This window comes from Brachybacterium sp. SW0106-09 (assembly GCF_001293905.1).
Taxonomy (GTDB): Bacteria; Actinomycetota; Actinomycetes; order Actinomycetales; family Dermabacteraceae; genus Brachybacterium; species Brachybacterium conglomeratum.
The window spans coordinates 79,196-102,017 of the sequence record NZ_BCAK01000011.1; the positions used below are offsets into that span (position 1 = coordinate 79,196).

22 protein-coding genes and 1 tRNA gene are annotated in these 22,822 nt (G+C 70.2%); 8 read left to right on the top strand and 15 right to left on the bottom strand.

Going from position 1 to position 22,822, the window contains the following annotated elements; all coding sequences use genetic code 11:
• Positions 1 to 72: 72 nt before the first annotated feature.
• Positions 73 to 1,437, bottom strand: a complete 1,365-nt coding sequence (locus tag Y09_RS06855; protein ID WP_053917067.1) for a M1 family metallopeptidase — start codon at positions 1,435 to 1,437, stop codon at positions 73 to 75.
• The gene (locus tag Y09_RS06860; protein ID WP_053917068.1) at positions 1,434 to 5,414 is read right to left on the bottom strand and encodes a Pls/PosA family non-ribosomal peptide synthetase; all 3,981 of its coding nucleotides are present in this window, start codon (positions 5,412 to 5,414) and stop codon (positions 1,434 to 1,436) included. Before Y09_RS06860 ends, Y09_RS06855 begins: the two co-directional genes overlap by 4 nt.
• 442 nt (positions 5,415 to 5,856) lie before the next feature.
• On the opposite strand from Y09_RS06860, the gene Y09_RS06865 reads away from it, so the two are divergent.
• The gene (locus Y09_RS06865) at positions 5,857 to 6,141 is read left to right on the top strand and encodes a GlsB/YeaQ/YmgE family stress response membrane protein (RefSeq protein WP_053917069.1); all 285 of its coding nucleotides are present in this window, start codon (positions 5,857 to 5,859) and stop codon (positions 6,139 to 6,141) included.
• A 125-nt stretch (positions 6,142 to 6,266) separates the two neighbouring features.
• A complete protein-coding gene (locus Y09_RS06870) occupies positions 6,267 to 6,608 on the top strand; it encodes a hypothetical protein (protein WP_053917091.1) in 342 nt (113 codons plus the stop codon).
• 19 nt (positions 6,609 to 6,627) lie between these two features.
• Here the strand turns inward: Y09_RS06870 and Y09_RS06875 are convergent, their stop codons facing one another.
• Positions 6,628 to 7,281 carry a YigZ family protein gene (locus Y09_RS06875; RefSeq protein ID WP_053917070.1) on the bottom strand — a complete coding sequence of 218 codons (654 nt, stop codon included), beginning with the start codon at positions 7,279 to 7,281 and terminating at the stop codon, positions 6,628 to 6,630.
• A gap of 149 nt (positions 7,282 to 7,430) precedes the next feature.
• Between Y09_RS06875 and Y09_RS06880 the strand changes: the two genes are divergently transcribed.
• Entirely contained in the window at positions 7,431 to 8,120 is a 690-nt protein-coding gene (locus tag Y09_RS06880) for a hypothetical protein (protein ID WP_234695657.1), read from the top strand.
• A gap of 167 nt (positions 8,121 to 8,287) precedes the next feature.
• Here Y09_RS06880 and Y09_RS06885 read toward each other — a convergent pair whose 3' ends face one another.
• From Y09_RS06885 to ectA, 3 genes are all read right to left on the bottom strand, one after another.
• Positions 8,288 to 8,680: an ectoine synthase gene (locus Y09_RS06885; protein ID WP_053917072.1), complete on the bottom strand. Its 393-nt coding sequence runs from the start codon at positions 8,678 to 8,680 to the stop codon at positions 8,288 to 8,290.
• Between the two features lie 218 nt (positions 8,681 to 8,898).
• Positions 8,899 to 10,221 carry a diaminobutyrate--2-oxoglutarate transaminase gene (gene ectB / locus Y09_RS06890; RefSeq protein ID WP_082358671.1) on the bottom strand — a complete coding sequence of 441 codons (1,323 nt, stop codon included), beginning with the start codon at positions 10,219 to 10,221 and terminating at the stop codon, positions 8,899 to 8,901.
• A 94-nt stretch (positions 10,222 to 10,315) separates the two neighbouring features.
• Positions 10,316 to 10,756 (bottom strand): diaminobutyrate acetyltransferase, encoded by a 441-nt coding sequence (gene ectA, locus Y09_RS06895; RefSeq protein WP_053917073.1) that lies wholly within the window; start codon positions 10,754 to 10,756, stop codon positions 10,316 to 10,318.
• A gap of 443 nt (positions 10,757 to 11,199) precedes the next feature.
• Between ectA and Y09_RS06900 the strand changes: the two genes are divergently transcribed.
• The 5 genes from Y09_RS06900 to Y09_RS06920 all read left to right on the top strand — a co-directional run bounded on the left by Y09_RS06900 (position 11,200) and on the right by Y09_RS06920 (position 15,526).
• Positions 11,200 to 12,708, top strand: a complete 1,509-nt coding sequence (locus Y09_RS06900) for a sodium:alanine symporter family protein (RefSeq protein WP_053917074.1) — start codon at positions 11,200 to 11,202, stop codon at positions 12,706 to 12,708.
• 185 nt (positions 12,709 to 12,893) lie between these two features.
• Positions 12,894 to 14,069 (top strand): acyltransferase, encoded by a 1,176-nt coding sequence (locus tag Y09_RS06905; RefSeq protein ID WP_159419641.1) that lies wholly within the window; start codon positions 12,894 to 12,896, stop codon positions 14,067 to 14,069.
• A gap of 26 nt (positions 14,070 to 14,095) precedes the next feature.
• Positions 14,096 to 14,168: transfer RNA gene (locus tag Y09_RS06910), tRNA-Lys, on the top strand.
• A 99-nt stretch (positions 14,169 to 14,267) separates the two neighbouring features.
• Positions 14,268 to 15,020, top strand: coding sequence for a hypothetical protein (locus tag Y09_RS06915; RefSeq protein WP_053917076.1), 753 nt, complete (start codon positions 14,268 to 14,270; stop codon positions 15,018 to 15,020).
• Positions 15,021 to 15,037: 17 nt separating this feature from the next.
• The gene (locus Y09_RS06920; protein WP_053917077.1) at positions 15,038 to 15,526 is read left to right on the top strand and encodes a hypothetical protein; all 489 of its coding nucleotides are present in this window, start codon (positions 15,038 to 15,040) and stop codon (positions 15,524 to 15,526) included.
• Between the two features lie 33 nt (positions 15,527 to 15,559).
• On the opposite strand, the gene Y09_RS06925 is transcribed toward Y09_RS06920, so the two are convergent.
• The 9 genes from Y09_RS06925 to Y09_RS06965 all read right to left on the bottom strand — a co-directional run bounded on the left by Y09_RS06925 (position 15,560) and on the right by Y09_RS06965 (position 22,746).
• Positions 15,560 to 16,192: a metallophosphoesterase family protein gene (locus Y09_RS06925; RefSeq protein ID WP_053917078.1), complete on the bottom strand. Its 633-nt coding sequence runs from the start codon at positions 16,190 to 16,192 to the stop codon at positions 15,560 to 15,562.
• The gene (locus Y09_RS06930; protein WP_053917079.1) at positions 16,182 to 16,934 is read right to left on the bottom strand and encodes a hypothetical protein; all 753 of its coding nucleotides are present in this window, start codon (positions 16,932 to 16,934) and stop codon (positions 16,182 to 16,184) included. Before Y09_RS06930 ends, Y09_RS06925 begins: the two co-directional genes overlap by 11 nt.
• Before the next feature lie 2 nt (positions 16,935 to 16,936).
• Entirely contained in the window at positions 16,937 to 17,386 is a 450-nt protein-coding gene (locus Y09_RS06935; RefSeq protein WP_053917080.1) for an HD domain-containing protein, read from the bottom strand.
• 18 nt (positions 17,387 to 17,404) lie between these two features.
• Complete coding sequence (locus Y09_RS06940) at positions 17,405 to 17,902, bottom strand: hypothetical protein (protein ID WP_053917081.1); 498 nt, start codon at positions 17,900 to 17,902, stop codon at positions 17,405 to 17,407.
• 94 nt (positions 17,903 to 17,996) lie between these two features.
• Positions 17,997 to 19,151: a tyrosine-type recombinase/integrase gene (locus Y09_RS06945; protein ID WP_053917082.1), complete on the bottom strand. Its 1,155-nt coding sequence runs from the start codon at positions 19,149 to 19,151 to the stop codon at positions 17,997 to 17,999.
• The gene (locus Y09_RS17490) at positions 19,148 to 19,333 is read right to left on the bottom strand and encodes a helix-turn-helix domain-containing protein (protein WP_053917083.1); all 186 of its coding nucleotides are present in this window, start codon (positions 19,331 to 19,333) and stop codon (positions 19,148 to 19,150) included. The genes Y09_RS06945 and Y09_RS17490 overlap by 4 nt, the downstream gene beginning before the upstream one ends.
• Positions 19,308 to 20,783, bottom strand: a complete 1,476-nt coding sequence (locus tag Y09_RS17495) for a replication initiator (protein ID WP_053917084.1) — start codon at positions 20,781 to 20,783, stop codon at positions 19,308 to 19,310. Before Y09_RS17495 ends, Y09_RS17490 begins: the two co-directional genes overlap by 26 nt.
• The gene (locus Y09_RS06960; RefSeq protein ID WP_053917085.1) at positions 20,780 to 22,219 is read right to left on the bottom strand and encodes an FtsK/SpoIIIE domain-containing protein; all 1,440 of its coding nucleotides are present in this window, start codon (positions 22,217 to 22,219) and stop codon (positions 20,780 to 20,782) included. Before Y09_RS06960 ends, Y09_RS17495 begins: the two co-directional genes overlap by 4 nt.
• 107 nt (positions 22,220 to 22,326) lie before the next feature.
• Positions 22,327 to 22,746, bottom strand: coding sequence for a hypothetical protein (locus tag Y09_RS06965; RefSeq protein WP_053917086.1), 420 nt, complete (start codon positions 22,744 to 22,746; stop codon positions 22,327 to 22,329).
• Between the last annotated feature and the right edge of the window lie 76 nt (positions 22,747 to 22,822).

A 22,822-nucleotide genomic window follows, 5' to 3' on the forward strand; every position in this document is an offset into this window, starting at 1 on the left:
AGGCCGCGCCGACGCGGCCTCGCCCGCGCGACCGCCGACCTCGCCGTGCCCGTCGGCCGGAGAGCCCGGCCGTCAACCGCGCGAGAACAGGGCCCGCAGCCCCCGATGGGTGGGCTCGCGGGAGACCGGCTGATCGGTGAGGTCCGGCAGCTCCTCGTCGTGGAGCCACGCGGCGAACAGGTCCGTGAGGTCCTCGCCGCTCTCGCGCGCGGCATGCTCCTCGAACATCTCGGTGGTCACCGAGCCGCCGAGGTTCTGCGCCAGCCACGAACGGATCAGCGGGAAGAACGTCTCGTCGCCCACGCGGCGGCGCAGGGCGTGCAGGGTCAGGGCGCCGCGCTTGTACAGCCGGTCGTCGAACATCAGCTCCGGACCGGGATCGGCGACCAGCAGGTCCTCGGGCAGCTCGGCGAGCGCCGCGTGGTGGTGGCGAGCCTCCTCCTCGACGGTGGAGCGGCCGGTCTCCTCCGCCCACAGCCATTCGCTGTAGCAGGCGAATCCCTCGTGCAGCCAGATGTCCTGCCACCGCTCGAGGGTCACGGCGTTGCCGAACCACTGGTGGGACAGCTCATGGGCGATCAGCCGCTCCGCCTCCCAGTCCTCGGCCAGGTGGTTGCGGCCGAAGGTGGACAGCGCCTGCGACTCCAGCGGGATCTCCAGCTCGTCCTCGGTGATCACCGCGGTGTAGGAGGGGAAGGGGTAGGGGCCGTACAGGCGCGTGAACAGCTCGAGCATCTCGGGCTGCCGGGCGAAGCCCGGCGCGAGCTCCTTCGCGCCCACCCCGGCGGGCACCAGGGAGCGCACCGGCACCGACGCCCCACGGTGCGGCACCTCGGTGTACCGGCCGATCTGGACCGTGGCGAGATAGGTCGGCATCGGCACGTCCTGGCGGTAGCTCCAGGTGGTGGCGTTGCCCTTGCGGCGCTTGCCCTCCAGCTCGCCGGAGACGGCGACGTGATAGGCGGGGTTCGCGGCCAGGCTGATCTCGTAGACGGCCTTGTCGTCGGGGCGGTCGTTGCAGGGGAACCAGGAGGGGGCGCCGTGCGGCTGGGCGGCGACGATCACCCCGTCCTCCAGCTCCTCCCAGCCGGTCGGCCCGTGCAGGCGCGAGCGGACCGGGCGCGGCTTGCCGCCGTAGCGCACCTCGACAGTGGCCTCCTGCCCCGCGGTGAACGAGGACTTCAGGGTGAGGTCGCCGCCGTGGTGGCTGTGCTTGATCGGCTTCCCGTCGAGCTTCACGGAGGAGACCTGCAGGCCGTAGAGGTCCAGGTGCAGCGCGCCGGTGTCCTCGTGCACCTGGCAGCTCAGGGTCGCGGTGCCGTCCAGGCGGTTCGTCTCGACCTTGTAGGCGAGGTCGAGCGCGTACCGCTGCACGGAGTAGGAGGCGTCGCCGTGCCCCGGGAGATAGGGGTCGCTGCCCGGCCGGGTGGTGCTCATGCGCGCTCCTCCATGTGCTCGCGCTCGCGCGCGTCGTCCTCGTCGTCGTGCTCATCGGCGTGCTCGTCGGCGGTGCCGTTCAGCGGGGCGTCGTCGTCGGCCCAGGGGCCGATCGGGTTGCCGGTCCAGCGGGTCCCGGGCGGCACGCGCTCGCCGCGCATCACCAGGGACACGGGGCCGACGGTCGCATGGCGGTCGATCTCCGCGGCGGGCAGGATCACGCTGCCCGGCCCCAGGGTCGCACCCTCGCCGAGGGCCACGGCGTCCATGCTCAGCACGCGGTCCTGGAACAGGTGGGTCTGGACCACGCAGCCGCGGTTCACGGTCGCGCCGTCACCGAGGGTGACCAGGTCCGTCTCCGGCAGCCAGTACGAGTCGCACCACACGCCCGCGCCGACCTTCGCGCCCAGCGCCCGCAGCCACAGGTTCAGCACCACGGTGCCGGCGGTCGAGGTCGCGAACCACGGTGCGGCGAGCACCTCGGTGAAGGTGTCGGCGAGCTCGGAGCGCCACACGTAGGCGGTGAACAGGGCGTGCTCGCCCGGGCGGTGCCGGCCGATGATCAGCCACTTCGCGATCACGGTGATCGTCGCGGCGACGATGCCGGCCACCAGCAGCACCACCCCGCCGAGCAGGACGGCGAGCAGGATCCCGAGACCGCCGCGCAGCAGCAGCGCGTACACCGCGCCCCAGACCGCCACCGGCAGCAGCAGCGCGATCAGCAGCGGCACCAGGCGCGCGGTCTCGACCAGGCCGCGCTGGACCAGCAGGTGCTTCGGCGGGTCGTAGGTGAGGGCGGAGTCGTGCTCCTCCTCGGCGCGGCGCAGCGTCCTCGGCGGGGAGCCGAGATAGGAGGTGCCGGACTTCGCGGACTTGCGGCGCGGGGCGGCGGAGAGCACCGCGACCAGGGACTGCTTGGGCACCTTGCGGCCCGCGGCGAGCATGCCGGAGTTGCCGACGAAGGCGCGCTTGCCGACCTTCACCCGCTCCACGCGGATCCAGCCGCCGCCGAGCTCGTAGGGCCCCACCAGCGTGTCGTCGGCGAGGAAGGAGTGGTCGCCGACGGTGACGAGGCTCGGGATGAGCAGGGCGGTGGAGATCTCCGAGCCGCGGCCGACCTTCGCACCGAGCATCCGCATCCACATCGGGGTGAGCCCGCCGGCGTACAGCGGGAACAGCCAGGTGCGGGCCTCGTCCAGCAGGCGCAGCGTCGCCCAGATCGACACGCCCGCCGCCGAGCGCATCGGATGGTGCCCGGGGGAGATGGCGAGGGCGAGCAGGCGGGTGAGCACCAGCACCGCGAGCGCCACGGCCGCGAAGCCGGCGAGCGCCGCGAGCGGCAGCCACGGCAGGGCCGCGAGCACGGCCTGCCCGAAGCCGTCCGCGCCGCGCAGGGCGGGGAGCAGCACCGCCCCGCCCACCAGCACGCCGAGGCCGGGCAGCGCGGCGATCAGCAGGGACAGCGCCCCGTAGACGATCTCCCACTGCGGCCTGCGCGGCGGCGCCTCGTCGGACCAGGGGCCGCGCGCCGCGCCGCGGGGTGCGGCGGGGGAGCCGGACCAGAACTCGCCGGCCGGCACCTTCCCGAGCACGGCCGAGCCGGGCGCGACCTCGGCGTCCTTCCCGATGCGGGCACCGGGGCCGAGGGTGCTGCGGGCGCCGATGCGGGCCCGCTTGCCGATGCGGACGGGGCCGATGCGCAGCATGTCCCCGTCGATCCAGTAGCCGGCCAGGTCCACCTCGGGCTCGATCGAGGCGCCGTCCCCGATCTCGAGCATCCCGGTGACGGGCGGCAGGGCGTGCAGGTCCGCGCCCTTGCCCAGCTTCACGCCGAGCAGCCGTGCGTACCAGGGGAACCACACGGCGCCGGAGAGGGAGGTCGCCCCGAGCTCGTCCTGGACGTGCTCGGCGATCCACAGCGCGAGATGCACCCTCCCGCCGCGGGGATGGGTGCCGGGGGTGACGCCGCGCAGCAGCAGCCGTGCGAGGAGGGCGGCGAGGGCCATCCGTCCCGGGGGCGGGACGAGCACGATCGTCATCGGGACCACCAGCCACAGCGGGAAGGCGATGATCCACGGCACGTCCGTGACCGCGGCGAGCACGGTGGAGACGAGCATCAGCCAGGTGATGCCGCGCAGCGCGGCGAGGCCGCGCAGCGGCAACAGCGCCAGCAGCTGGGCGAGCTGGGTGCGGCGGCGCAGCGGGGCGACGGTGCGGTCGCTGCGCACGGCGGTTGAGCCCATCGCGTCCAGGTGCGCGGCGAGCGCCGCGACGGAGGACTGCTGGTACACGTCGCCGACGGTCAGCTCGGGATGCTGCTCGCGCAGCCGGCTGACCACCTGCGCGGCGGTGAGGGAGCCGCCGCCGAGGTCGAAGAAGTCGTCCCCCACGGAGGTGACCTCGGCGCCGAGCACGTCGGCCCAGATCTCCGCGATCCAGGCGGCGGTGCCGGAGAGCTCGGCGCTGCGCTCGGAGGAGCCGGGCAGCGGCCAGGGCAGCGCGTCGCGGTCGATCTTGCCGGAGGTGCGGGTGGGGAGGTCCTCGACGACGGCCAGGCGCGGCACGAGCGCGGCGGGCATCCGCCGGCGCAGCAGGCCGCGGGCGATCTCGGCGTCGTAGGAGTCCTCGACGGTCAGGTAGCCGACCAGGAGCTTGTTGCCCGAGCGGCTGGAGCGCACGGCGGTCGCGGCGCCGACCACGCCGGGCAGGCGCAGCAGCTGGTCATCGATCTCGCCGAGCTCGATGCGGCGCCCGCCGAGCTTGATCTGGTCGTCGGCGCGGCCGGCGAAGAGGAGCCCGTCGGGATCGTTGACCACGATGTCGCCGGAGCGGTAGGCGCGCTCCCAGCCGAGCGTGGGCATGGGCGCGTACTTCTCGGCGTCCTTGACCGGGTCGAGATAGCGGGCCAGGCCCACGCCGCCGATGATCAGCTCGCCGCTCTCGCCGGGGGCGGCGGGGTTCCCCTCGCCGTCCACGACGGCGAGGTCCCAGCCGTCCAGGGGCAGGCCGATCCGCACCGGCGCGGTGCCGTCGAGCATCGCGCCGCAGGCGACGACGGTCGCCTCGGTGGGGCCGTAGGTGTTCCACACCTCGCGGCCGGGGGCCTGGAGGCGGGCGGCGAGCTCGGGCGGGCAGGCCTCGCCGCCCATGATCAGCAGCCGCACCTCGCGCAGCGCCGAGTCGGGCCACAGGGAGACGAGGGTGGGGACGGTGGAGACGATCGAGATCCGGTTCGCCTCGAGCCAGGGGCCGACGTCCACGCCGGAGCGCACGAGCGAGCGCGGCGCGGGCACCAGGCAGGCGCCGTACGCCCAGGCCAGCCACATCTCCTCGCAGCTCGCGTCGAAGGCGACCGACAGTCCCGCCATCACCCGGTCGCCCGGCCCGATCGGCGCCTGCTGCAGGAACATCTGCGACTCGGCCTCGACGAAGGCGGCGGCGCTGCGGTGGGAGACGGCGACGCCCTTGGGCCTGCCGGTGGAGCCGGAGGTGAAGATGACCCAGGCGTCGTCGCCGGGGGAGGGATCCCGCGGCGCGGCGGACGCGCCGGCGGGGACCTGTGCGGTCCCGGCCCCGGTGGGGGTGATGACGAGGTCGTCGCCGATGACGGCGAGGGCCGCGGACTCCTCGAAGACGACGCGGGCGCGCTCGTCGGGGTCGTCGGCGTCGACCGGGACGTAGGCCGCGCCGGCCAGCAGGATCCCGAGGATCGCGACGTACAGGTCGGTGGTGCCGGAGCTGACCCGCACCCCGATCTTCGTGCCGGGCCCGGTGCCGATCGCGGCGAGACGGCCGGCGACCTCGGAGGCCGCCTCCTCGAGCGCCGTGTAGGAGAGGACCTCGGCGCCCGCGTGGACGGCGGGCGCGTCGCCGTGCGCCTCCACGACGCGGCGGAAGATCTCGACGAGCGTGCTGGGCGCCGGGGCGCGGTCCCCGGCGAGGAGCGCAGGGAGGAGGGCGGGGTGAGGGTCTGTCACGCCCTGATTGTCCCCTACCGACCTGTCGGACCGGGGGACGTGACCAGGCGGGGCGAGGAGACCTCGGGCGCCCTGTGACCTGCGTGGACGAGGTGACTCGCACGCATCGCCCCTGTTCGCGACCGGTCCTGTCCCGGCGCCGTCGCGCGCTCGCCCCGGTCCCGCCTCGGCGTCGTTCCCGCGCTGTTCCCCGTCCGTTCCCGCCGTGATCCCGCGGTGTTCCCTCTCCGATCCCGCAACGCTCCCTCTGCGGAGGGGCGGACGCGCGCGGACCAGCGGAGGCGCCGGGCGGCAGGGGACGATTCATGGGAGGCGGCCGGACCGGGAAGGCAGTACCGGATCACCGCTCCGACCGACGGGTCGGTCGCGAATGCCGGGACATGAACGCACAGAGCGTTACATTGGATACGCACACCCTTCCCCGATCTCAAGGAGTTTCACCATGGGACTCATCGGTCTGATCATCTCCTGGCTGATCATCGGCGCGATCATCGGGCTCCTCGCCCGCGCCGTCATGCCCGGCAAGCAGGGCATGGGCATTGGCAAGACCATCGTCCTCGGCGTCATCGGCGCGATCGTCGGCGGCTTCATCGGCAGCCTCTTCGGCGGCGACGGCATCTCGGGAATCATGAGCAACCCGTGGAGCATCGGCACGATCCTGCTCGCCGTGATCGGCGCGATCGTCGTCATGGTGATCTACGGACTCGCGACCAAGAACCGCGCCTGATCCCTGGGGGCGCGGCCTGTCCGCGCCCTACCTCCGCCGCGCCGTCCCGGGAACCCGGGGCGGCGCGGCGCCGTTCGTGGAGGGGAACGCTGGAAATCCCCGCACCGATGGGCGAGGCTGAGGGCATGACCTCCACCGACCCACAGGCCACCGCATCCCCGCTGATCACCGCCGATCTCGCACGCGCCGGTCGCGCTCTCGCCCAGGTCTCCGCCGCCGTGCTCGCGGCGCGCACGGGACTGGAGGCCGAGGACGTCCTCGGCTTCGAGCGTGGCCGCCAGGACCTCGACGAGGAGCGCCAGGAGATCCTGCGCGCGGGCCTCGAGGAGCTCGGCGTCGAGTTCCTCCCGGCCGACGACGAGGCCGGCGTCGGCCACGGCGTGCGCCGGAAGTTCAACCCTCGCACCGTCAAGCGCATCGAGAACTGGGAGAACGAGGGTGGCCCCGCGCTCGAGGACGACATCTGAGCCGCCCGGCGGGAGGTCGTCACAGTGGCACGTCGGCCGTGCGACGGCCGGTGACCTCCACCGTGCGTCGCCCCGCGGACCAGCGGGCCGTGTCCTCGCGCAGGGCCTCGAGGGCCGAGGGGTCCACGAGCACGGTGAGCAGCGCCGTGCGCGCCCCGTACGCGGTGGGCTCGACCGCCGCGCCGCGGGCGGCGGCCCAGATGCGCACCGCGTTCTCCGCGATCCCCGCCTCGGCCGGCGGCACCTCGATCCGTGCCTCCAGCAGCTCCGTGCGCCGCAGCAGCGTCGCCGCGGCGACGGCCTGCTCGACGCCGGCGGTGTAGGCGCGCACCAGCCCGCCCGCCCCGAGCTTCACCCCGCCGAAGTAGCGGATCACGATCGCGAAGACGTCCACCAGGTCCGCGTGCAGCAGCGACTGCAGCATCGGCATGCCTGCGGTGCCGGAGGGCTCCCCGTCGTCGTTGCTGCGGTGGACCTCGGCCCGCTCGGCCGTCTCCTCGAGCACGAGGGCGGTGCAGTGGTGGCGGGCGCCCGGATGCTCGGCGCGGGCGGCGCGCAGCAGGGCGTCGGCCTGCCCGACCTCGCTGACCCCGTGCAGCCGGGTGAGGAAGCGGGACTTCTTCTCCACCAGCTCGGTCTCGACATCGGCGGCGAGGACGAGGGGAGAGGTCATGGAGGCGAGTCTAGGCGTGCCGGCCACGGCAGGTGCCTGTCGGATGTGCCTGCCGGCCGCGGCGTCCGCCGGATAGCCTGTCGGTGTCGTCGGGGTCGGTATCCGCTCCTCGTGACCGTCCCACTGCGCGATCCCTCCAGGAGCACCCCGTGACTCAGCCGCCCTCATCCTCCGGACCGCTCGCCCCGCCGCCCAGCGGCGGGTGGAACCAGTCCGGCCCGCAGCCCGGGAGCGGATGGGGACAGGCCGGTGCGCAGCCCGGCGGCGGCATGCCCCCGGCCGGCGGCGGCGCGCCCCAGCCCGGCGGCTGGAACCAGCCTGCGGCCGCTCCGGCGAAGAAGCCGTCGAAGGCGCCCAAGGTCCTGATCATCCTCGGCGCCGTGATCATCGGGCTCAGCCTCGTGATCGGGATCGTGACGGCCGTGATCGGATTCGGCCAGGTCGCCGGCGGCGCCGAGAAGTACCAGATCCTCGAGAACGGCTCCGGCACCTACACCGCCGAGGCCGACGAGACGGTGCAGCTGTACTCCGAGGAGGGCACACCCGCTCCGCAGTGCACGATCGACGGCCCCTCCGTCGGCGAGGGCACCATCCAGACCAGCGGCTTCGGCGACGAGGGACGGGAGTGGGTCTCCTTCGACTCCTTCACCGCGGAGGAGGCCGGCGACTACACGATCGACTGCGGCGGCACGCCCGTGATGGTCGGCCCGCCCGTCTCGATCGGCGGCATCTTCGCAGGCCTCGGCGGGATCCTCCTGGCCATCGGCGGCGGCGTGCTCGGCTTCCTGCTGCTGATGGTCGGCGTGATCATCCTGCTCGTGCGTCGCGGCCGCGACTGAGCCGGACCGGCGCGCCCGCACAGCACCGACGCGTCCGATGCGGACGCCCGCCCAGCGGCCCACGGCCGGCGAGGCCGCGCCCCGGGGATGCACGACGGGCCCGGCAGGAGCAGTGCTCCTGCCGGGCCCGTCGGCCGTTCAGCCCAGGGGCTGCGCGGGCGGGACGCTCAGGCGTCCTCGGTGATCAGCGGGTACACGCCGTTCTCGTCGTGCACCTCGCGCCCGGTCACGGGCGGGTTGAACACGCACACGCACTTGATCTCGGTGCGGGGGCGCACCTTGTGCTTGTCGTGGTCGTTGAGCAGGTACAGCGTGCCGGGGGCCAGCTCGTGGATCTCACCGGTGGCGAGGTCCTCGATGGTTCCCTCGCCCTGCGTGATGAAGACGGCCTCGATGTGGTTGGCGTACCAGAAGAAGCTCTCGGTGCCGGCGTAGAGGGTGGTCTCGTGGACGGAGAAGCCCACGCCCTCCTTGGCCAGGATGATGCGCTTGGAGCGCCAGTTCTCCGACTTCACGTCGGCGTCGGTGTCCTCGATCTCGGCGAGAGTGCGAACGAGCATGTTTCGTGGTCCTTCCGGTGGGGATCTTCTGGTCGTGGTCCGCGGGCGCGCAGGGCGACCCGCGGGCGTCGGCCCGACGCGCGAGGCGACGGGCCGACGGGGCCGAGGCGGCCGGGTGCGGGGCCGTCGAGTCCGGGGTCTTCGGGACTCCGGACCCACGGGTCCCGACGCCTCGGGCTCGTGGTGCCTCGGGCTGTGGCGCCTCGGGCTGTGGAGCCTCAGGCGGCGGCGAGGGCCTCGTCGACGGCGGCCTCGATGATGTCCAGGCCCTTCTCGAGCAGCTCCTCGGGGATGGTGAGCGCGGGCAGCAGCTTCACGACCTCGTCGGAGGGGCCGGAGGTCTCCACCAGCAGGCCCTCCTCGAAGGAGCGCGCGGCGATCGCGCCGGCGATCTCGCCGGAGGGCATCTGCAGGCCGCGGGCGAGGCCGCGGCCCTTGACCACGAGCTCGTGGTCGGCGTGGCGGGCGGCGATCCGGTTGAAGCGCGACTCGACGTAGGCGCCCTTGGCCTCGGTGGACCGCTGCAGCTCGTCATCGCTCCAGAACAGCTCGATGGCCTTGGTGGCGGTGGCGAAGGCGGGGCCGAAGCCGCGGAAGGTGCCGTTGTGCTCGCCGGGCTCCCAGATGTCCAGCTCGGGCTTGATCAGGGTGAGCGCGAGCGGGTGGCCGTAGCCGCTGATCGACTTCGACAGGGTGACCATATCGGGCTCGATCCCGGCCTCCTCGAAGCTGAAGAAGCCGCCGGTGCGGCCGCAGCCCATCTGGATGTCGTCGACGATCAGCAGGATCTCGTGCTCCTTGCACAGGTCCGCGAGGCCCCGCAGCCACTCGGCGCGGGCGGCGTTGATGCCGCCCTCGCCCTGCACCGTCTCGACGATCACGGCGGCGGGCTTGTTCAGCCCGGAGCCGCCGTCGGTGAGCAGGCGCTCGAGGTACATGAAGTCGGGGACGACCTGGCCGAAGTAGTCGTCGAAGGGCATCGGGGTCGAGTGCACCAGCGGGATGCCGGCGCCGCCGCGCTTCATCGAGTTGCCGGTGACGGACAGCGCGCCGAGGGTCATGCCGTGGAAGCCGTTGGTGAAGCTCACGACGGACTCGCGCCCGGTGACCTTGCGGGCCAGCTTCAGCGCGGCCTCGACCGCGTTGGTGCCGCCGGGGCCGGGGAAGGCGACCTTGTAGTCCAGGCCGCGGGGCCTGAGGATCTTCTCGTCGAAGGTCTGCAGGAACTCGCGGCGCACGTCGGTGAACATGTCCAGGCCGTGCACCACACGGTCCTCGAGGTAGTGGTCGACGACGACCTTCTTGAGCTCGGGGTGGTTGTGGCCGTAGTTCAGGGTGCCGGCGCCGGCGAAGAAGTCGATGTACTCCTTGCCGTCCTCGGCGGTCAGCACGGAGCCCTTGGCGTGGGTGAACACGGCGGGCCAGCCGCGGGAGTAGGAGCGGACGCCGGACTCGAGCTCGGTCGGGTCGGCGACAGGGGCGCCGGCCTGGTCGGCCGGCTGGCGCTTCGCGGTGGTCTCGGTCGGGGCGGTCGTGGTCATGCCATCTCCTCGGGTGGGGTGGTGCGGTGGTCTGCGGAGGGCAGGAGGGCGCGCGGAGGCGCCCCTGCCCGGTGGTGGGGCACGGGTGGGGAGCTCAGCTCCCGGCGTGCAGGGGGCCGATCGTGTGGAGCAGCTCCGCGCCGTGGCCGGCGTCCGGGAAGTGCTCCTCGGTGATCAGCTCGGTGATCTCCTCGCTCGCGCCGTGACGGCGGGCGAAGGAGGCGAAGAGCCGCTGCGAGGCGGTGTTGTCCTCCGTGATGGTGGTCTCGAGCCGCCTCACCTGCGGGAGGTCCTCGAGCAGGGCGTCGAGCATCCGGCCGGCGACCTGCTTGCCGCGCTGGGAGGCGTCCACCGCGATCTGCCAGACGAAGAGCGTCTCGGGCGCGGCGGGACGGAGGTACCCGAGCACGAAGCCCACGCCCTCCCCGTCCCGCACTGCGAGGCGGGAGGTGGCCGCGAAGTCGCGGGCCAGCAGGAGGTAGGCGTAGGAGGTGTTCAGATCGAGCGTGCCGCTGTCGCGGGCCAGGCGCCACATGGCGGCGCCGTCGGCCAGGGACGGAGGCCGGATCTGAAGGCCGGGGCTGTCTCCCTCGGCCTGATCGGTGGGTGAAGGGTGGTCTGCGCTGTGCGTCGTCAACGGGCCCATATCGCCGTCCACGCTAGCCCGGCGACGCGACGATCGGGACCCCTCGGTCGGGGCGCGGAGGGGGTCCCTCGGTGTGTCGTGACGCAATCGTGACGATCTGGCGTCCGCTCCACGGATTGTCCGACAACCCCGTTCGATGTGTAGCGACCTGCGGTGTTGTCATGCAGGTCGGCGAGCGGATCCGAGGTGGGCGAGGGTGGAAGTGGTGTGCATCACGTGTCCGTGCTCTGGGACACGAGCCTCGCGCGCGCGGGGGCATGGAGGACTCCGGCGCCCGGCCCGTCGGGTGGATAGCCCGGGGAGCGCCTGCCGCTCCCGCTACCGTCGAGCCCATGAACCCCCTCGAATCCCTCAACGAGTTCCTCGGCAATGCCGAGGGCTGGCTGTGGACCTGGGCAGGGATGCCCGTGGTCATCCTCCTCGGCCTCTACTTCACGGTCCGCACCGGCGTGGTGCAGCTGCGGATGATCCCCGCGATGCTCTCCGCGATCGCGCAGAAGCCGGTGCAGGAGGAGGTCGAGGACCCCGCCACCGACGCGAAGCGCTCGAAGTCCCTCAGCGCCTTCCAGGCCTTCTCCGTCTCCGCCGCGGCCCGCGTGGGAACCGGCAACATCTCCGGCGTTGCGGGCGCGATCTTCCTCGGCGGCCCCGGCGCGGTGCTGTGGATGTGGGTGATGTGCGTGCTCACCGGCGCGGCGAGCTTCATCGAGTCGACCCTCGCCCAGCTGTGGAAGACCCGCGCGGACGACACCTACAAGGGCGGCCCCGCCTTCTACATCCACCGCGGCCTCGGCTCGCGCGGCTTCGGCGCCTTCTTCGCGGTGCTGTTCATCTTCTGCTTCGCCTTCGCCTTCACCTCGCTGCAGGCCAACACCATCGTCGACGCCGTCACCGGCGCGGTTGCCCTGTACACCGATCCCGACGGCCTGCCCTGGCTCGCCCCTGTGCTGGGGATCCTGCTCGCGGCGCTGACCGCCGGGGTCATCTTCGGCGGCATGCGCCGCGTGGCGACCGTCGCCCAGAACATGGTCCCGATCATGGCTGGGCTCTATCTGCTGATCGGCATCGTCATCGTCGGCCTGCACCTGGGCGAGCTGCCCCGCGTGCTCACGCAGATCGTCACCGAGGCGGTCTCCCCGCAGGCCGCGATCGGCGGCGGGATCGGCGCCGTGATCGTCAACGGCGTCCAGCGCGGCATGCTCTCCAATGAGGCCGGCATGGGCTCGGTCCCGAACGTCGCCGCGACCGCCTCGGTCAGCCACCCGGTCAAGCAGGGCCTCGTCCAGACCCTCGGCGTCTACTTCGACACCCTGCTGATCTGCTCGATCACCGCGTTCATCGTGCTGGTCTCCTTCCCCGACGTCTCCACCGGAGGTGAGGGCCTGATGATGGTCCAGGAGTCGCTCTCGAGCACCCTCGGGCCGTGGGCCGCGATCCTGCTCGCGGCGATCATGTTCCTGCTCGCCTTCACCTCGGTGCTGGGCAACTTCTCCTATGGCGAGGCGAACATGCACTTCCTGACCTCGAAGCGTGGCTGGCACGTGGCCTTCGGCGTCGCCGTCGTGGCGCTCGTGCTGATGGGCTCCGTGATCGCGGTCGACCTCGCCTGGACCATCGCGGGCGTCTCGATGGTGTTCATCGCGCTGATCAACCTCGTGGTGATCGCGCTGCTGGCCCCCACGGCGGTGAAGCTGCTGAAGCACTACAACGCCCAGCGCGCCCAGGGACTGGACCCGATCTTCCTCGCCTCCGACCTGCCCGAGATCAAGAACGTCGAGGTCTGGGTCGACGAGGACGTGTGCGACTACCAGGACGCCCGCGAGGAGGCTGCCGCCCGCTGACGGTCGGGATCGCGGCGGGCCGACGGGCTCGTCGCCCCATGTCCGAAGGGCGTCGACCCTGCCTCGGTGGGCGTCGACCCCGCCTCGGAGGTTCGTCGCGCCCGCCCCGATGGGCACAGAGTCTTCACGCGCCGCGCCGAGGACGTGCACCCCCTCGGCGCGGCGCGCTCGTAGCCTCGTCCGCGATGACGAGCAGTACCAGCAGCACCGCGAGCCCTGCGACGGGGACGAGGGCCCTCTCGAGCCCTGCGACCGCGACGGGCCCTGCGCACGCGACCAGCGCCGCGGCGCCGACGGGCGAGCCCACCCGGGAGCACTGGATGGATCTCCTGCGGGGCACGGCGATCCTGCTGGTGATCGCGCACCACCTGCGCCTGGTCCAGCAGATCTGGGACGGCGGCACGCCCTGGGCGATGGTCGAGCTGTCCGAGGCGCTCGCCCCCTTCCGGATGCCGGCGCTGCTGTTCGCCTCCGGGCTGCTGCTGGCCCGCTCCCTGCGCCGCCCGCCCGGCCGCTTCCTCGCCGGGAAGCTCCGCGGCCTGCTGTGGCCGTGGCTGCTGTGGTCCGCGGTGATGCTGCCGATCCTCGGCTGGGGCCACGCCGACGAGCCGCTGTGGTGGCTGAACGGGATGTACACCTGGTTCCTCGCCGCCCTGTTCTGCTACTACGTGATCGGGCTGCTGACCCGCCGGATCCATCCCGGATGGGTGGCGCTCGCCTCGGTGGTGGCGTGGACGGCGCTGCCTCTGCTGGGGGCGGCGCACGACTTGGTCGGGCCGCGGCCGGACAAGTTCGTGTTCTATGCGGTGTTCTTCTTCGCGGGCGCCGCGCTGCGACCGGTGCTCGCCCGCCGGCCGATGCCCTGGGCGGTGACGGTCCCCGCGCTCGCCGTCGCGGCGGCCTGGGCGCTGCACGCCGCCCGGATCGACGTCGAGCCGCAGGTGCCCGTGCTCACCCAGGTCGTGGTGCTGCTGGCCGTGGTGGGAGCAGTGGGCGTGCTCCAGCGGCTCCCGCGCCTGCACGCGCTGCGCCCCGTGGAGTGGCTGGGCCGCAACTCGATCGTCCCGTATCTGGTGCACCTGCCGGTGATCGAGCTCCTCGGCCGGCACAGCGACCTGCCCGCCGGTCCGGGGACGTTCGCGCTGTACTACGCGGTGACCATCGGCGTCTGCGTGCTCGCGGTGCTGCTGCGGCCAGTCACCGGTTTCCTCTACGCCTTCCCGGCGCGGAAGGCCGCGGCGGCGGCCGGCGAGGCGGTCTCGCAGGCCGTCGAGCCCTTCGTCGATCGCGCCGTCGACGCGATGCCTGCGGCAGGCGCGGCCCCCGTGGGCGAGGCCGCCCCTGCCCGCACGCGCCGGTAGGATGGGCTGGCCCGCTCGGCGGGCACGGGCCTGTAGCTCAGTTGGCAGAGCATCGGACTTTTAATCCGCGGGTCGAGGGTTCGATCCCCTCCGGGCCCACTGCAGGTCAGACCGGAGAAGTTTTCTCTAGGGGAAGGTCTCCGGACCGGCGTTGACAGCAGCTTTGACAGCAACGCGGCTGTGCGGGAGCAGCGGGCTATGGTGCTGACAGCAACGCACGGCGAGCGAGCCGAGCGACAGGCGGACACCGACGGAGGTGCCATCCACATGGCAGCAGCACCAAGCAAGCCCGGCGCACTCACGCTCGATCAGGTGCACGACGTGATGTCCGAGCTCTCTCGTCAGAGGCCGGCTTTTCACTCTGAAGCCGACTTTCAGCATGCCTTCGCCCAGCTGCTCGTGAAAAGGCATCCGAGCCTCAACGTTCGTCTGGAGATCCCGTACAGGGTCATCGGTTCATCGGATCTCGGCCCGCGCACCGTCGTTGATCTCTTCTGTAGCGACTCCGCTGGAGGCGGGGTCACGGCGATTGAGTTCAAGTACAGGACGCGGCGATGGTCCGGAAGCGTCGACGGGGAAGCCTTTCAACTCTTGCACCACTCCGCAGCAGACCTCGGCCGCAGGTACTTCGTCAACGACATCTCCCGTCTGGAGCGTTGGTTCCTGTCAGATGGTGGGACTGCATTCGTCATCTTCCTGACGAACGACGGAGCGTATTGGTCTGTCCCTCCCGGGCAGGTATCGACCAACGACGCCGCCTTCCGTATCCATGAAGGCGTGAATCTGACCGGCGAACTCCGATGGGCGAACAACTTGTACCCGGGGAACACGCGCACACTCCGAGGTCGATTCCCGATGCAGTGGAGCGACTACTCGGACCTCAGCCTGTATGCCGACGGGAAGGCGGAGGGCAGCAAGCTTCGCTGCGTCGTCGCCGCTGTAGTCCGTTGACTGAAGGAGGCTCATCGATGGAGTGGACGAGGGCCGGTCTCGAAGGCGAAGGGTTCAGCGGCTTCGTGCGATTCGCTGAGTTGCAAGCAGCTCGGGTCCCCACAGCGCCGGGGGTGTACGTCATCGTGCGACAGCGCGACGGCGAGCCCGAGTTCTTGCCGAGCAATCCGGCAGGACGGTTCAAGGGCAAGGACCCGAGCGTCGCCCGTCAACGACTCGATGCGGAGTGGGTTGCAGGAGCGGAGGTCGTCTACATCGGCAAGGCATCCGGCGGCGCGAGTGGCCGGCGCGGGTTGCGCAAACGGCTCGACGAGTTCCGCCGCTTTGGAGAGGGCGAGCCGATCGGACATTGGGGAGGTCGGCTCATCTGGCAGCTCGAGGAGAGCGACACGTTGCTCGTGTGCTGGAAGGAGACCGACGAGGAGCCGGCACTCATGGAGAGCGCGATGATCCTGGAGTTCGCAACGGAGTACGGACGCCGACCGTTCGCGAACCTTCGCAACTAGAGGTGCTCGAACAATCCCGCCTTGTGGGAGTGACTACGCACTTCGGATGAGGCGGAGGATCTCGACCTCGCTTACTGGCCTCCGCCAGGCGTCCCACCCCACATGGATCTGTCGAGGAAGCTCAGCGTGCATCGCCACGTGCGAGTGCGTGTGCCCGTGGAGGAGCCAGTCGTCGGAATCTTCGAGCTGCCACACGTGGAAACGGCGGTCGTCCTGGCTGGCGGTTCTGTAGGGGAAGTGGGAGAGCATCACCGGGATCCGGCCCGAGTTGCCCCCGGGAACCGTGACTCGCGCTGCCGTGCAGACGTACTCGATCCCGTTGCGCAGCAGCTCTTGCTGAGCAGTGATGGCCCGTTCGCGGAAGTGAGGGTGTGCCCGGTCGTGGTTCCCCACGACGAGGCGGATGCGCCCGTTGAGACGACGGAGGGTGTCTGCGATCTCGGCGGTGTGCTTGACGGTGAGGTCGCCGAGGTGCCAGACGACATCCCCAGCGCTCACCACGCTGTTCCACGAGGCGACGATGTCCTCGTCGTGAGTGCGCACATGCTCGAGGGCGACGTCGTCCCGAGAGTCCGCGCCGGGGGCGTGCCCGCGATGGAGCGCCATCAGGCGGTGGCCGAAGTGGGTGTCGGCAGTGAAGAACGTCCGGACGCTATCAGTGCCCATCGCGACCGTCCTTCATCCTCGCGCGCTCCTCGTCAGGGCAGCCGTCCCAGCGGTCGCTGAAGTCCTTGGCGATGGCCAGGGCGACGGGGAGCTCGTAGCTCGCGTCGACGGTCACGTTGACTCGAAGTGCCGCCGTCTCGAGCGCCATTCGGAAGTAGTGGCAGACCGTCCGTAGTCCCCACAGCTCCTGCAAGATGCCGGCGACGTCGTCGTGTCTGAGGTGCTGTGGCACCGGTACCGCGACGACTTCTTCGGCGATTGCCATCAGCCGCTCGACGGTGAGCGGGCGATGACCGCAGTCGGACCACTCGAGGCCTTCGGAATCTTGCTCCCAGACGTCGGCCACGCTCACGTGCTCCGGGGAAGGATCGTCATCGACCAGTGGGAGGCGGCGCCATGCGTCGTCGGCGAGGGGAGGGACGCGGGCAGGATCGAGACCGAGATCGGCGCTGGACCGCTTCTCGGCATTGGGCTGGAGTCGTCGTGAGCGGAGCACCTTCGCTCCGAAACCCTGGTTCCAGATCGGTCGACACTGACCGATGCGCTCGTACACGTCCTCAGGTTCGATGCGGACGCGGTCGTAGTGCTCGTCGCCGAAGAGGGCGACGGTCCCTGCGATCGGCTCCCGATGCCACAGTCCGGTGTTCGCCAGGTACGCGTACTCCGACACTCCGTCGTCAGCGACGATGATGCCGTTCTCGTCGGGGTGGTGGTCGTGGAAGACGCGATAGAAGTCGACCATCGTCAGGCGTCGCCGAGCAGCAGCGCCCAGGATTCTGCGTACTTCTCCGCGAGACGGCTCCTGGTCGTCTCGCCGAGCAGGGCGGCGCGCTCCGGATCGGTGTTGTCGATGAGGTCTGCGGTCTTCACGACTCGAGCCACTGCATGGGCGCGGATGGCCGCGAAGTAGTCGGCCCGGGCGACGTCGGGCTTCTTCGTCAGCCGGTCCACCGCTTCGAGGACGAGCTGAGGGAATCCCTGCTCGCGGAGATCCTCGAGCGTCACGTCGGTGTCTTCGACGACGTCATGGAGCCAGGCTGCCGCGATGCTCTCGGTGCGAAGATTGGTCGGAGCGATGAGCGCTGCGCGCTCCGCGACACGACGGGGATGGTCGATGTAGTCCAGGCCAGATTTGTCAGTCTGCCCGGCATGGGCTCGGTGCGCGATGGCTTCGGCGCTTTCGATGGGATCCAAGGGGAACCTCCTGAGGGTCTATGGGCGGGTAATGGGGTCGACGCGCCAGGGGATGTTCCACTCGGGCGCGCCGTCGGATCGTTCATTGTGAAGCTGAGCATCGACGACGAGGGAGTGCTTGTCCGTACCAGTGCGAGCATTAAACTTGGTGATCGATGCTGCGCGGAAGATGAACGATCCGCGAGTGTGAATGCCCCGTCGGGCGCGACGGACGAACTCCCGGGCTTCATCGACCGTCCGGAGGAAAACTCCCTGCGACGCTCCGTTCAGGGAGCGCCACGCGGCGATGTAACCCACCTCGATCTGGCAGCTGTCAGTGTGACGCCGCCTCGGCATCCGGTCGACGTACAGGATCTGTTCCGTTAGCGAGGAGGCCGAGAACGACAGGTACGAAGGGCTGTGCGACGCGGCGTGGTCCTCACTCTTCGGATTGCTGCCGAAGAACGAGTGCGCGGACAGGTCGCCCACGGCGATGGCTCCGAGCACCTCGAGGGACGGAACGAGCGGGTGTCGCATGGAGATTCTCCTCGTCATTTCGGTTGGCAAAAACGTAGGTGGATGCACTGAAAAATGCAAGACGAGCTGCAGATTCGTACTTTCGGGTTTCCGTTTACTCGGGCTTTCGTAGTTTCGTATTTTCGGCTCCGAAGAGCGCGTCCATGCGCTTCGCGGACTCGTCATGGAGGGCCGGGATCACGTGCGAGTAGGTGTTCATCGTGACCGCGATGGCGGAGTGCCCGAGCAGCTCCATGACCACGCGAGGGGCGACGCCTTCCGCGAGCAGCAGTGAGGCGCAGGTGTGGCGGAGGTCGTGCAGTTTGACCCGGCGCAGCTTGGCCTTCTTCAGCAGTGCCTCGAAGGCGCGGTTGACGTTGCGGGGCTCGATCGCGGTGCCGGCCTGGGAGGTGAACGCGAGCGTCGCTTGGTCGATGGGCAGCCCGAGCGAAGCAAGCTTCTCTCGCTCGGTGGTGCGGTGCCGGATGAGTGCGTCGATGCAGAACCCGGGGAGCACGACGCGACGCCGGGAGGTGTCGGTCTTGGGGCTCTTCAGCCGCAGTTCGCCCCGCGACCGCTGAAGGGACTGCACGACGTTGAGGTAGCCGTTCTCGAGGTCGATGTCTCCCCAGCGGAGCCCCAGTGCCTCGCCGCGTCGTAGGCCGAGACCCACGTACAGCGTCCACAGCGCCTCCCAGGAGGTTCCCTGTGCTGTCTTGAGGAGGGTGCGGGCTTCGTCGGGAGTCAGCGGCTCGACGTCCTGCTTCGGAGGCGTGGGCACCACGACGAGCTTCGCGACGTTGCGGGGCACCAGATCCTCGCGCATCGCGTGCTGAAGCGCCGACCGCAGGATGGCGTGCATCTGCTTGACGGTGGCAGGGCTCTTGCCTTCGCGAGCCTTGACCGCGAGGAACGCGCGGACATCCGCCGCCGTGAGCTGGCCGAGTCGCTTCGCCCCCAGCACGGGGACCAGATGATTGCGGATGTACCCCTCGTAGGTCTGGTAGGTCGCAGGGCTCAGCCGTGCCTCCTGGACGTCTTGCATCCAGGTCTCGAGGAACGCCTTGACTGTCAGCCGTCCCGGAGTGGCGGCGATGCCGGCTCGAGACTTCTCCTGGAGCGAGGCGAGCTTGTCGTAGGCCTCCTTCCGAGTCTTCCCGTAGACGGCCTTGCGCTTGCGCGTGCCCTCCGGGGTGAGGACATAGGCAGCGCCCGTCCACCGGCCATCTTGGCGACGGTAGACGCTGCCCTCTCCGTTCGAGCGGCTCATGCCACGACGGGGGCCGGCTCGAGGTTCTCGACGTACGCGAGAAGATCAGCGGCCTTGATCAGTCGGGAGCGACCGAGCTTGACGCTGGGCAGCTCACCGCAGCGCATCAGGTCGTACACCCGGGTCTTCGAGACGCTGAGCCGATCAGCGACCTCCTCAGCGGTGAAGCAGAGCTTGTCCATGGTTCTTTCCTTTCTTGTGGGGTTGGCGTGCAGCGCGACGGGTGTCCTTCCACTCGCGTGCTGCATCAGCGGCGGAACGGGCGAGTTCGGCATCACCGGGGGTGAGCCAGCCCTGTCCGACGAAGCGGAACTCGTTGAGCACGACGATGTGCTCGGCGGCGTCGAGCTGATCGTCCGTCGACGCATGGTCTGTGTGTGTCTCGAGCTGCTCGCGGTCGCGGTGGTACTTGCGCCGTGCATCGCGGAGCGTGCCGAGGGTGGTCGAAAACCGCCGGGACTTGCTGGCGAAGTGTCCGCGGAAGCCGAGGGCGTCGGCCCACTTGCCGAGAAGCGCGTACGGACTGGAGAACCCCTCGTGCAGGAGCGCGCGACCGCACAGATCGAGACAGGTCTCTCGGAGCTGCTTCAGGTGGCGATTCGGAGTGCCGTCGACAGCGACATCACCGGCTGCCTTCGTGGCGTACTTGGCGAGGTAGGCCGACACCATCTCGGGGGAGACGTCGCTTTCATCGTCGGAGTGGCGCTGGACGGGCCGAGCGTCGACCTGGGGACCGAAGCGGAGCACGCGGGCGGAGTCGTGGGCGTCGACCGGAGCAGCATCGATCTCGATGTCGCGGGCGGCCTCGAGACACCGCTCGGCGAGCCACGAGGCGGGCACGTCGACAGCGGGGGAGGGGAAGGGGTCGTCGTCCGACGGGGCGCCGTCGAGCCGGACCAGCGCGTGGAGGTGGATCGCGCCGCGCTTCTGGTACTCGCCGACCTTGGCGAACTGCACGCGGAGGAGGTTCCTCGAGGCCTTCTCGCTCATGCCGAGGCGCGCGGCGACTAGGCGGCGCAGGCGGATCGTGAAACGCCGCCACAGTTCGGGGCAGTGCCACTGCCAGACCGCATGTCCCTCGTAGTCGTAGCAGTCCGGGCACAGCGCCTGACCGACCCGAGAATCGTCGGCGTCGTGGCGCTCCGTGCATCGACGAGGGCGACCGTGCTCGCACAGTCCCGGTGCCGCGTTGACGGTGCACGGCCGAGGCTGAGCACCGGGACGAGTCGAGGAGTGCACAGCGCCGAACGAGGGGGCGGTCAGTGTGAGGAACACCAGCGGATGCGTGGAGACGCTCTCCGGGACCCCCTTGTCCCCACCGGAGACCCCTGCGGAAAGGAGGTGCCACATGTCGCCCTGGTACTCGTGGGAGCACGAGGGGCAGCGGGAGGCACGGCGATTGCCGCAGCGGACGTAGAGGACGCTGTCGGGCAGTGCGCGGCTGTCGAAGGTGCTCAGGTGCTGTCCGGATCTGCGATCGAAGGTGCGAGCCTGTCCGAAGAGGCGGACGGGGCGGGAGCAGAATCCCGTCGAGGCGACCTGCTTGGACCAGTCCTCGAAGCCGTCGGAGAGCATCCGCGTCAGGGCGGTGGGCTCATCCACGTCGAGGAAGTAGAGATCGCTGGCGCTCACGATGCCGTTCCTTCCGTGTCGGACTTGGTCCGGGTACGTGCCCGAGAGCTGCGCGGCTTCTCCGTCGGCTCCGGGACCACCACGGGGATCGTCGACGGGGCGGGGAACCGCTCGGCCGCAGCCCGGATCAGGTCGTCATCGACGAAGGCGGCGCGCACGCGGACGGGTTCCGAGCCGTCCTCAGGAACCACGTAGCCGATGCCTGGCGAGGCGAGCGGGATCTTGTGACAGAGGGCTCCGGAGGCGACAGCGCCGTCGCCGAGGACCATCGAGGTCTCCTCGCGGTCACGCAGCCGGAGCCCGACCATCTGGGTGAACAGGCCGCGGTTGGGGATCGTCTCCTTCCGGGGATCCTGGATGCAGGCGACCACGGTGTAGCCGACGGCCCGGCCCTGGGAGCAGAGCAGTGACATCGCGGTGCGGGCGCGGTTCTTGAGATCGCGATCCTCGATGTACGACGTGAGCGCGGCGACCTCGTCGATCAGGACGACGACCAACGGCTCATCGACACTCGCGGTGTGCTGGCGGGTGTTCCCGGCCATCCGTTCGAGGCGAGCACTCATCGCCTCGACGGCGTCCTCGAGGACCACCACCGCTCCCGCAGGAGTCACGGCGTAGCGGGTGAACAGGTCCTTGCCCATGCCCAGCTCCACGCCGCCCTTGAGGTCGATCCCGTGGACCTGCGCTTCGCCTCGAGCGATGGCGGGACCGAGGCCGATGGTGACGCCCCAGACGAGCGATGCCTTGCCGGAGCCGGAGGAGCCGGCGACGAGGGTGTGTGTTCCGGCGATGCGGAACCACCAGTCGTCGTCCGTCGTGTCGATCCCCATCCACACCGATCGGCCGTCCCACGGTTCTCCTCGATCTGGGAGTCCTCGGATCACGGTCTCGGCGAGGGCATCGCCGAAGGTGAAGCTCAGCGTGGGGGAGAGGTCTCCGGTCACCCGGATGTGCGTTGCGCCCACAGTGGTCCGCAGCCGATCAGCGACCGCCTGAAAGTCCTCGACGGTCTGTCCGGTGAGGAGGGAGGGAGCGAGAACGAGCTCGTTGCGGTGCCAGTGCTTGCTGGCGATCGCGGGAATCCGTGTGTGCTTCTCTCCCGCTCGATCGATGACGACCGTGGAGAGTCCGCACTCTTCCATGAGCAGCGGCCAGGTCTCGATGAGATCCAGCCAGAGTTCCCGGCGCCAGAGAGGGCGGGAGACGGCCCGGTAGTAGGTCTCGGGGTAGAACCGGGCCCAGAGCGCGAAGTACAGCGCGATGGCTCCGACGATGGCGAAGGGCTTCCAGCTGCCCAGCAGGTCGGCCGCGAGCCAGGTGAACATCGCGACGACGAACCATAATCGATGGAACCAGCGCACGTGACCCCACAGGGCCGCAGTGATCCACCGCAGCTCGGCGAGGCCGAAGCGGAAGGCGAGAGAGGCGGTGTGCATTGCTCACGCACCTTCGAACGCCAGCTGCCAGCCGAGCGGGATGACCTGCCAGAGCAGGATCCCGATCGCTGCGGTGTTGAGCAGGCGCATCGCCTTCCGCTCCATGGTCACGCCGCCTCGGTGCTCGAGGTGCGGGCGGAGGCCTTGGCCTCGGCGAAGCCCGTGGCTCTCAGCGAGTACGCGATCTTCGGGAAGTTCCCGTTGGTGTCGACGTACGGCGTGAGGGTGAGTCCCTCGAAGGCGACGGCGCGGAAGGGGCCGGTGGACGGGCCCTTGGGCGGCACCGGCTGGTGGTCGGAGGAGACCTTCACGGTCACCTCGGCCTGTCCCTTCCGACTCTCCGGGTCGGGATCGAGCACTCGGACCTGCCAGACACGCTGGCCCGAGATCTTGTCTCGCAGCTGAGGGTCGACCTCGCCGGCCCTCTTCTTGTCGAAGTCATCGGCGGCGATGACCTCGCCAATCATGTACGCACCCTGGGGGAACACGTCCTCCATCTGGACGGGGAATCGGGTCTGGACTGCCATGTCTACTCCTAGTGGTTGAGCATCAGCGATAGTTATCCCTAGTGATAACTATCGCTGCGAGACTGGCATGCAGAGG

Bases quoted from the DNA above. Each gene is read 5' to 3' on its own strand.
- Y09_RS06855 (WP_053917067.1), bottom strand. From the start codon at position 1,437: ATGAGCACCACCCGGCCGGGCAGCGACCCCTATCTCCCGGGGCACGGC.
- Y09_RS06865 (WP_053917069.1), top strand. From the start codon at position 5,857: ATGGGACTCATCGGTCTGATCATCTCCTGGCTGATCATCGGCGCGATC.
- Y09_RS06870 (WP_053917091.1), top strand. From the start codon at position 6,267: ATGACCTCCACCGACCCACAGGCCACCGCATCCCCGCTGATCACCGCC.
- Y09_RS06875 (WP_053917070.1), bottom strand. From the start codon at position 7,281: ATGACCTCTCCCCTCGTCCTCGCCGCCGATGTCGAGACCGAGCTGGTG.
- Y09_RS06885 (WP_053917072.1), bottom strand. From the start codon at position 8,680: ATGCTCGTTCGCACTCTCGCCGAGATCGAGGACACCGACGCCGACGTG.
- ectB (WP_082358671.1), bottom strand. From the start codon at position 10,221: ATGACCACGACCGCCCCGACCGAGACCACCGCGAAGCGCCAGCCGGCC.
- ectA (WP_053917073.1), bottom strand. From the start codon at position 10,756: ATGTGGCGCCTGGCCCGCGACAGCGGCACGCTCGATCTGAACACCTCC.
- Y09_RS06900 (WP_053917074.1), top strand. From the start codon at position 11,200: ATGAACCCCCTCGAATCCCTCAACGAGTTCCTCGGCAATGCCGAGGGC.
- Y09_RS06905 (WP_159419641.1), top strand. From the start codon at position 12,894: ATGACGAGCAGTACCAGCAGCACCGCGAGCCCTGCGACGGGGACGAGG.
- Y09_RS06915 (WP_053917076.1), top strand. From the start codon at position 14,268: ATGGTGCTGACAGCAACGCACGGCGAGCGAGCCGAGCGACAGGCGGAC.
- Y09_RS06920 (WP_053917077.1), top strand. From the start codon at position 15,038: ATGGAGTGGACGAGGGCCGGTCTCGAAGGCGAAGGGTTCAGCGGCTTC.
- Y09_RS06925 (WP_053917078.1), bottom strand. From the start codon at position 16,192: ATGGGCACTGATAGCGTCCGGACGTTCTTCACTGCCGACACCCACTTC.
- Y09_RS06930 (WP_053917079.1), bottom strand. From the start codon at position 16,934: ATGGTCGACTTCTATCGCGTCTTCCACGACCACCACCCCGACGAGAAC.
- Y09_RS06940 (WP_053917081.1), bottom strand. From the start codon at position 17,902: ATGCGACACCCGCTCGTTCCGTCCCTCGAGGTGCTCGGAGCCATCGCC.
- Y09_RS06945 (WP_053917082.1), bottom strand. From the start codon at position 19,151: ATGAGCCGCTCGAACGGAGAGGGCAGCGTCTACCGTCGCCAAGATGGC.
- Y09_RS17490 (WP_053917083.1), bottom strand. From the start codon at position 19,333: ATGGACAAGCTCTGCTTCACCGCTGAGGAGGTCGCTGATCGGCTCAGC.
- Y09_RS06960 (WP_053917085.1), bottom strand. From the start codon at position 22,219: ATGCACACCGCCTCTCTCGCCTTCCGCTTCGGCCTCGCCGAGCTGCGG.
- Y09_RS06965 (WP_053917086.1), bottom strand. From the start codon at position 22,746: ATGGCAGTCCAGACCCGATTCCCCGTCCAGATGGAGGACGTGTTCCCC.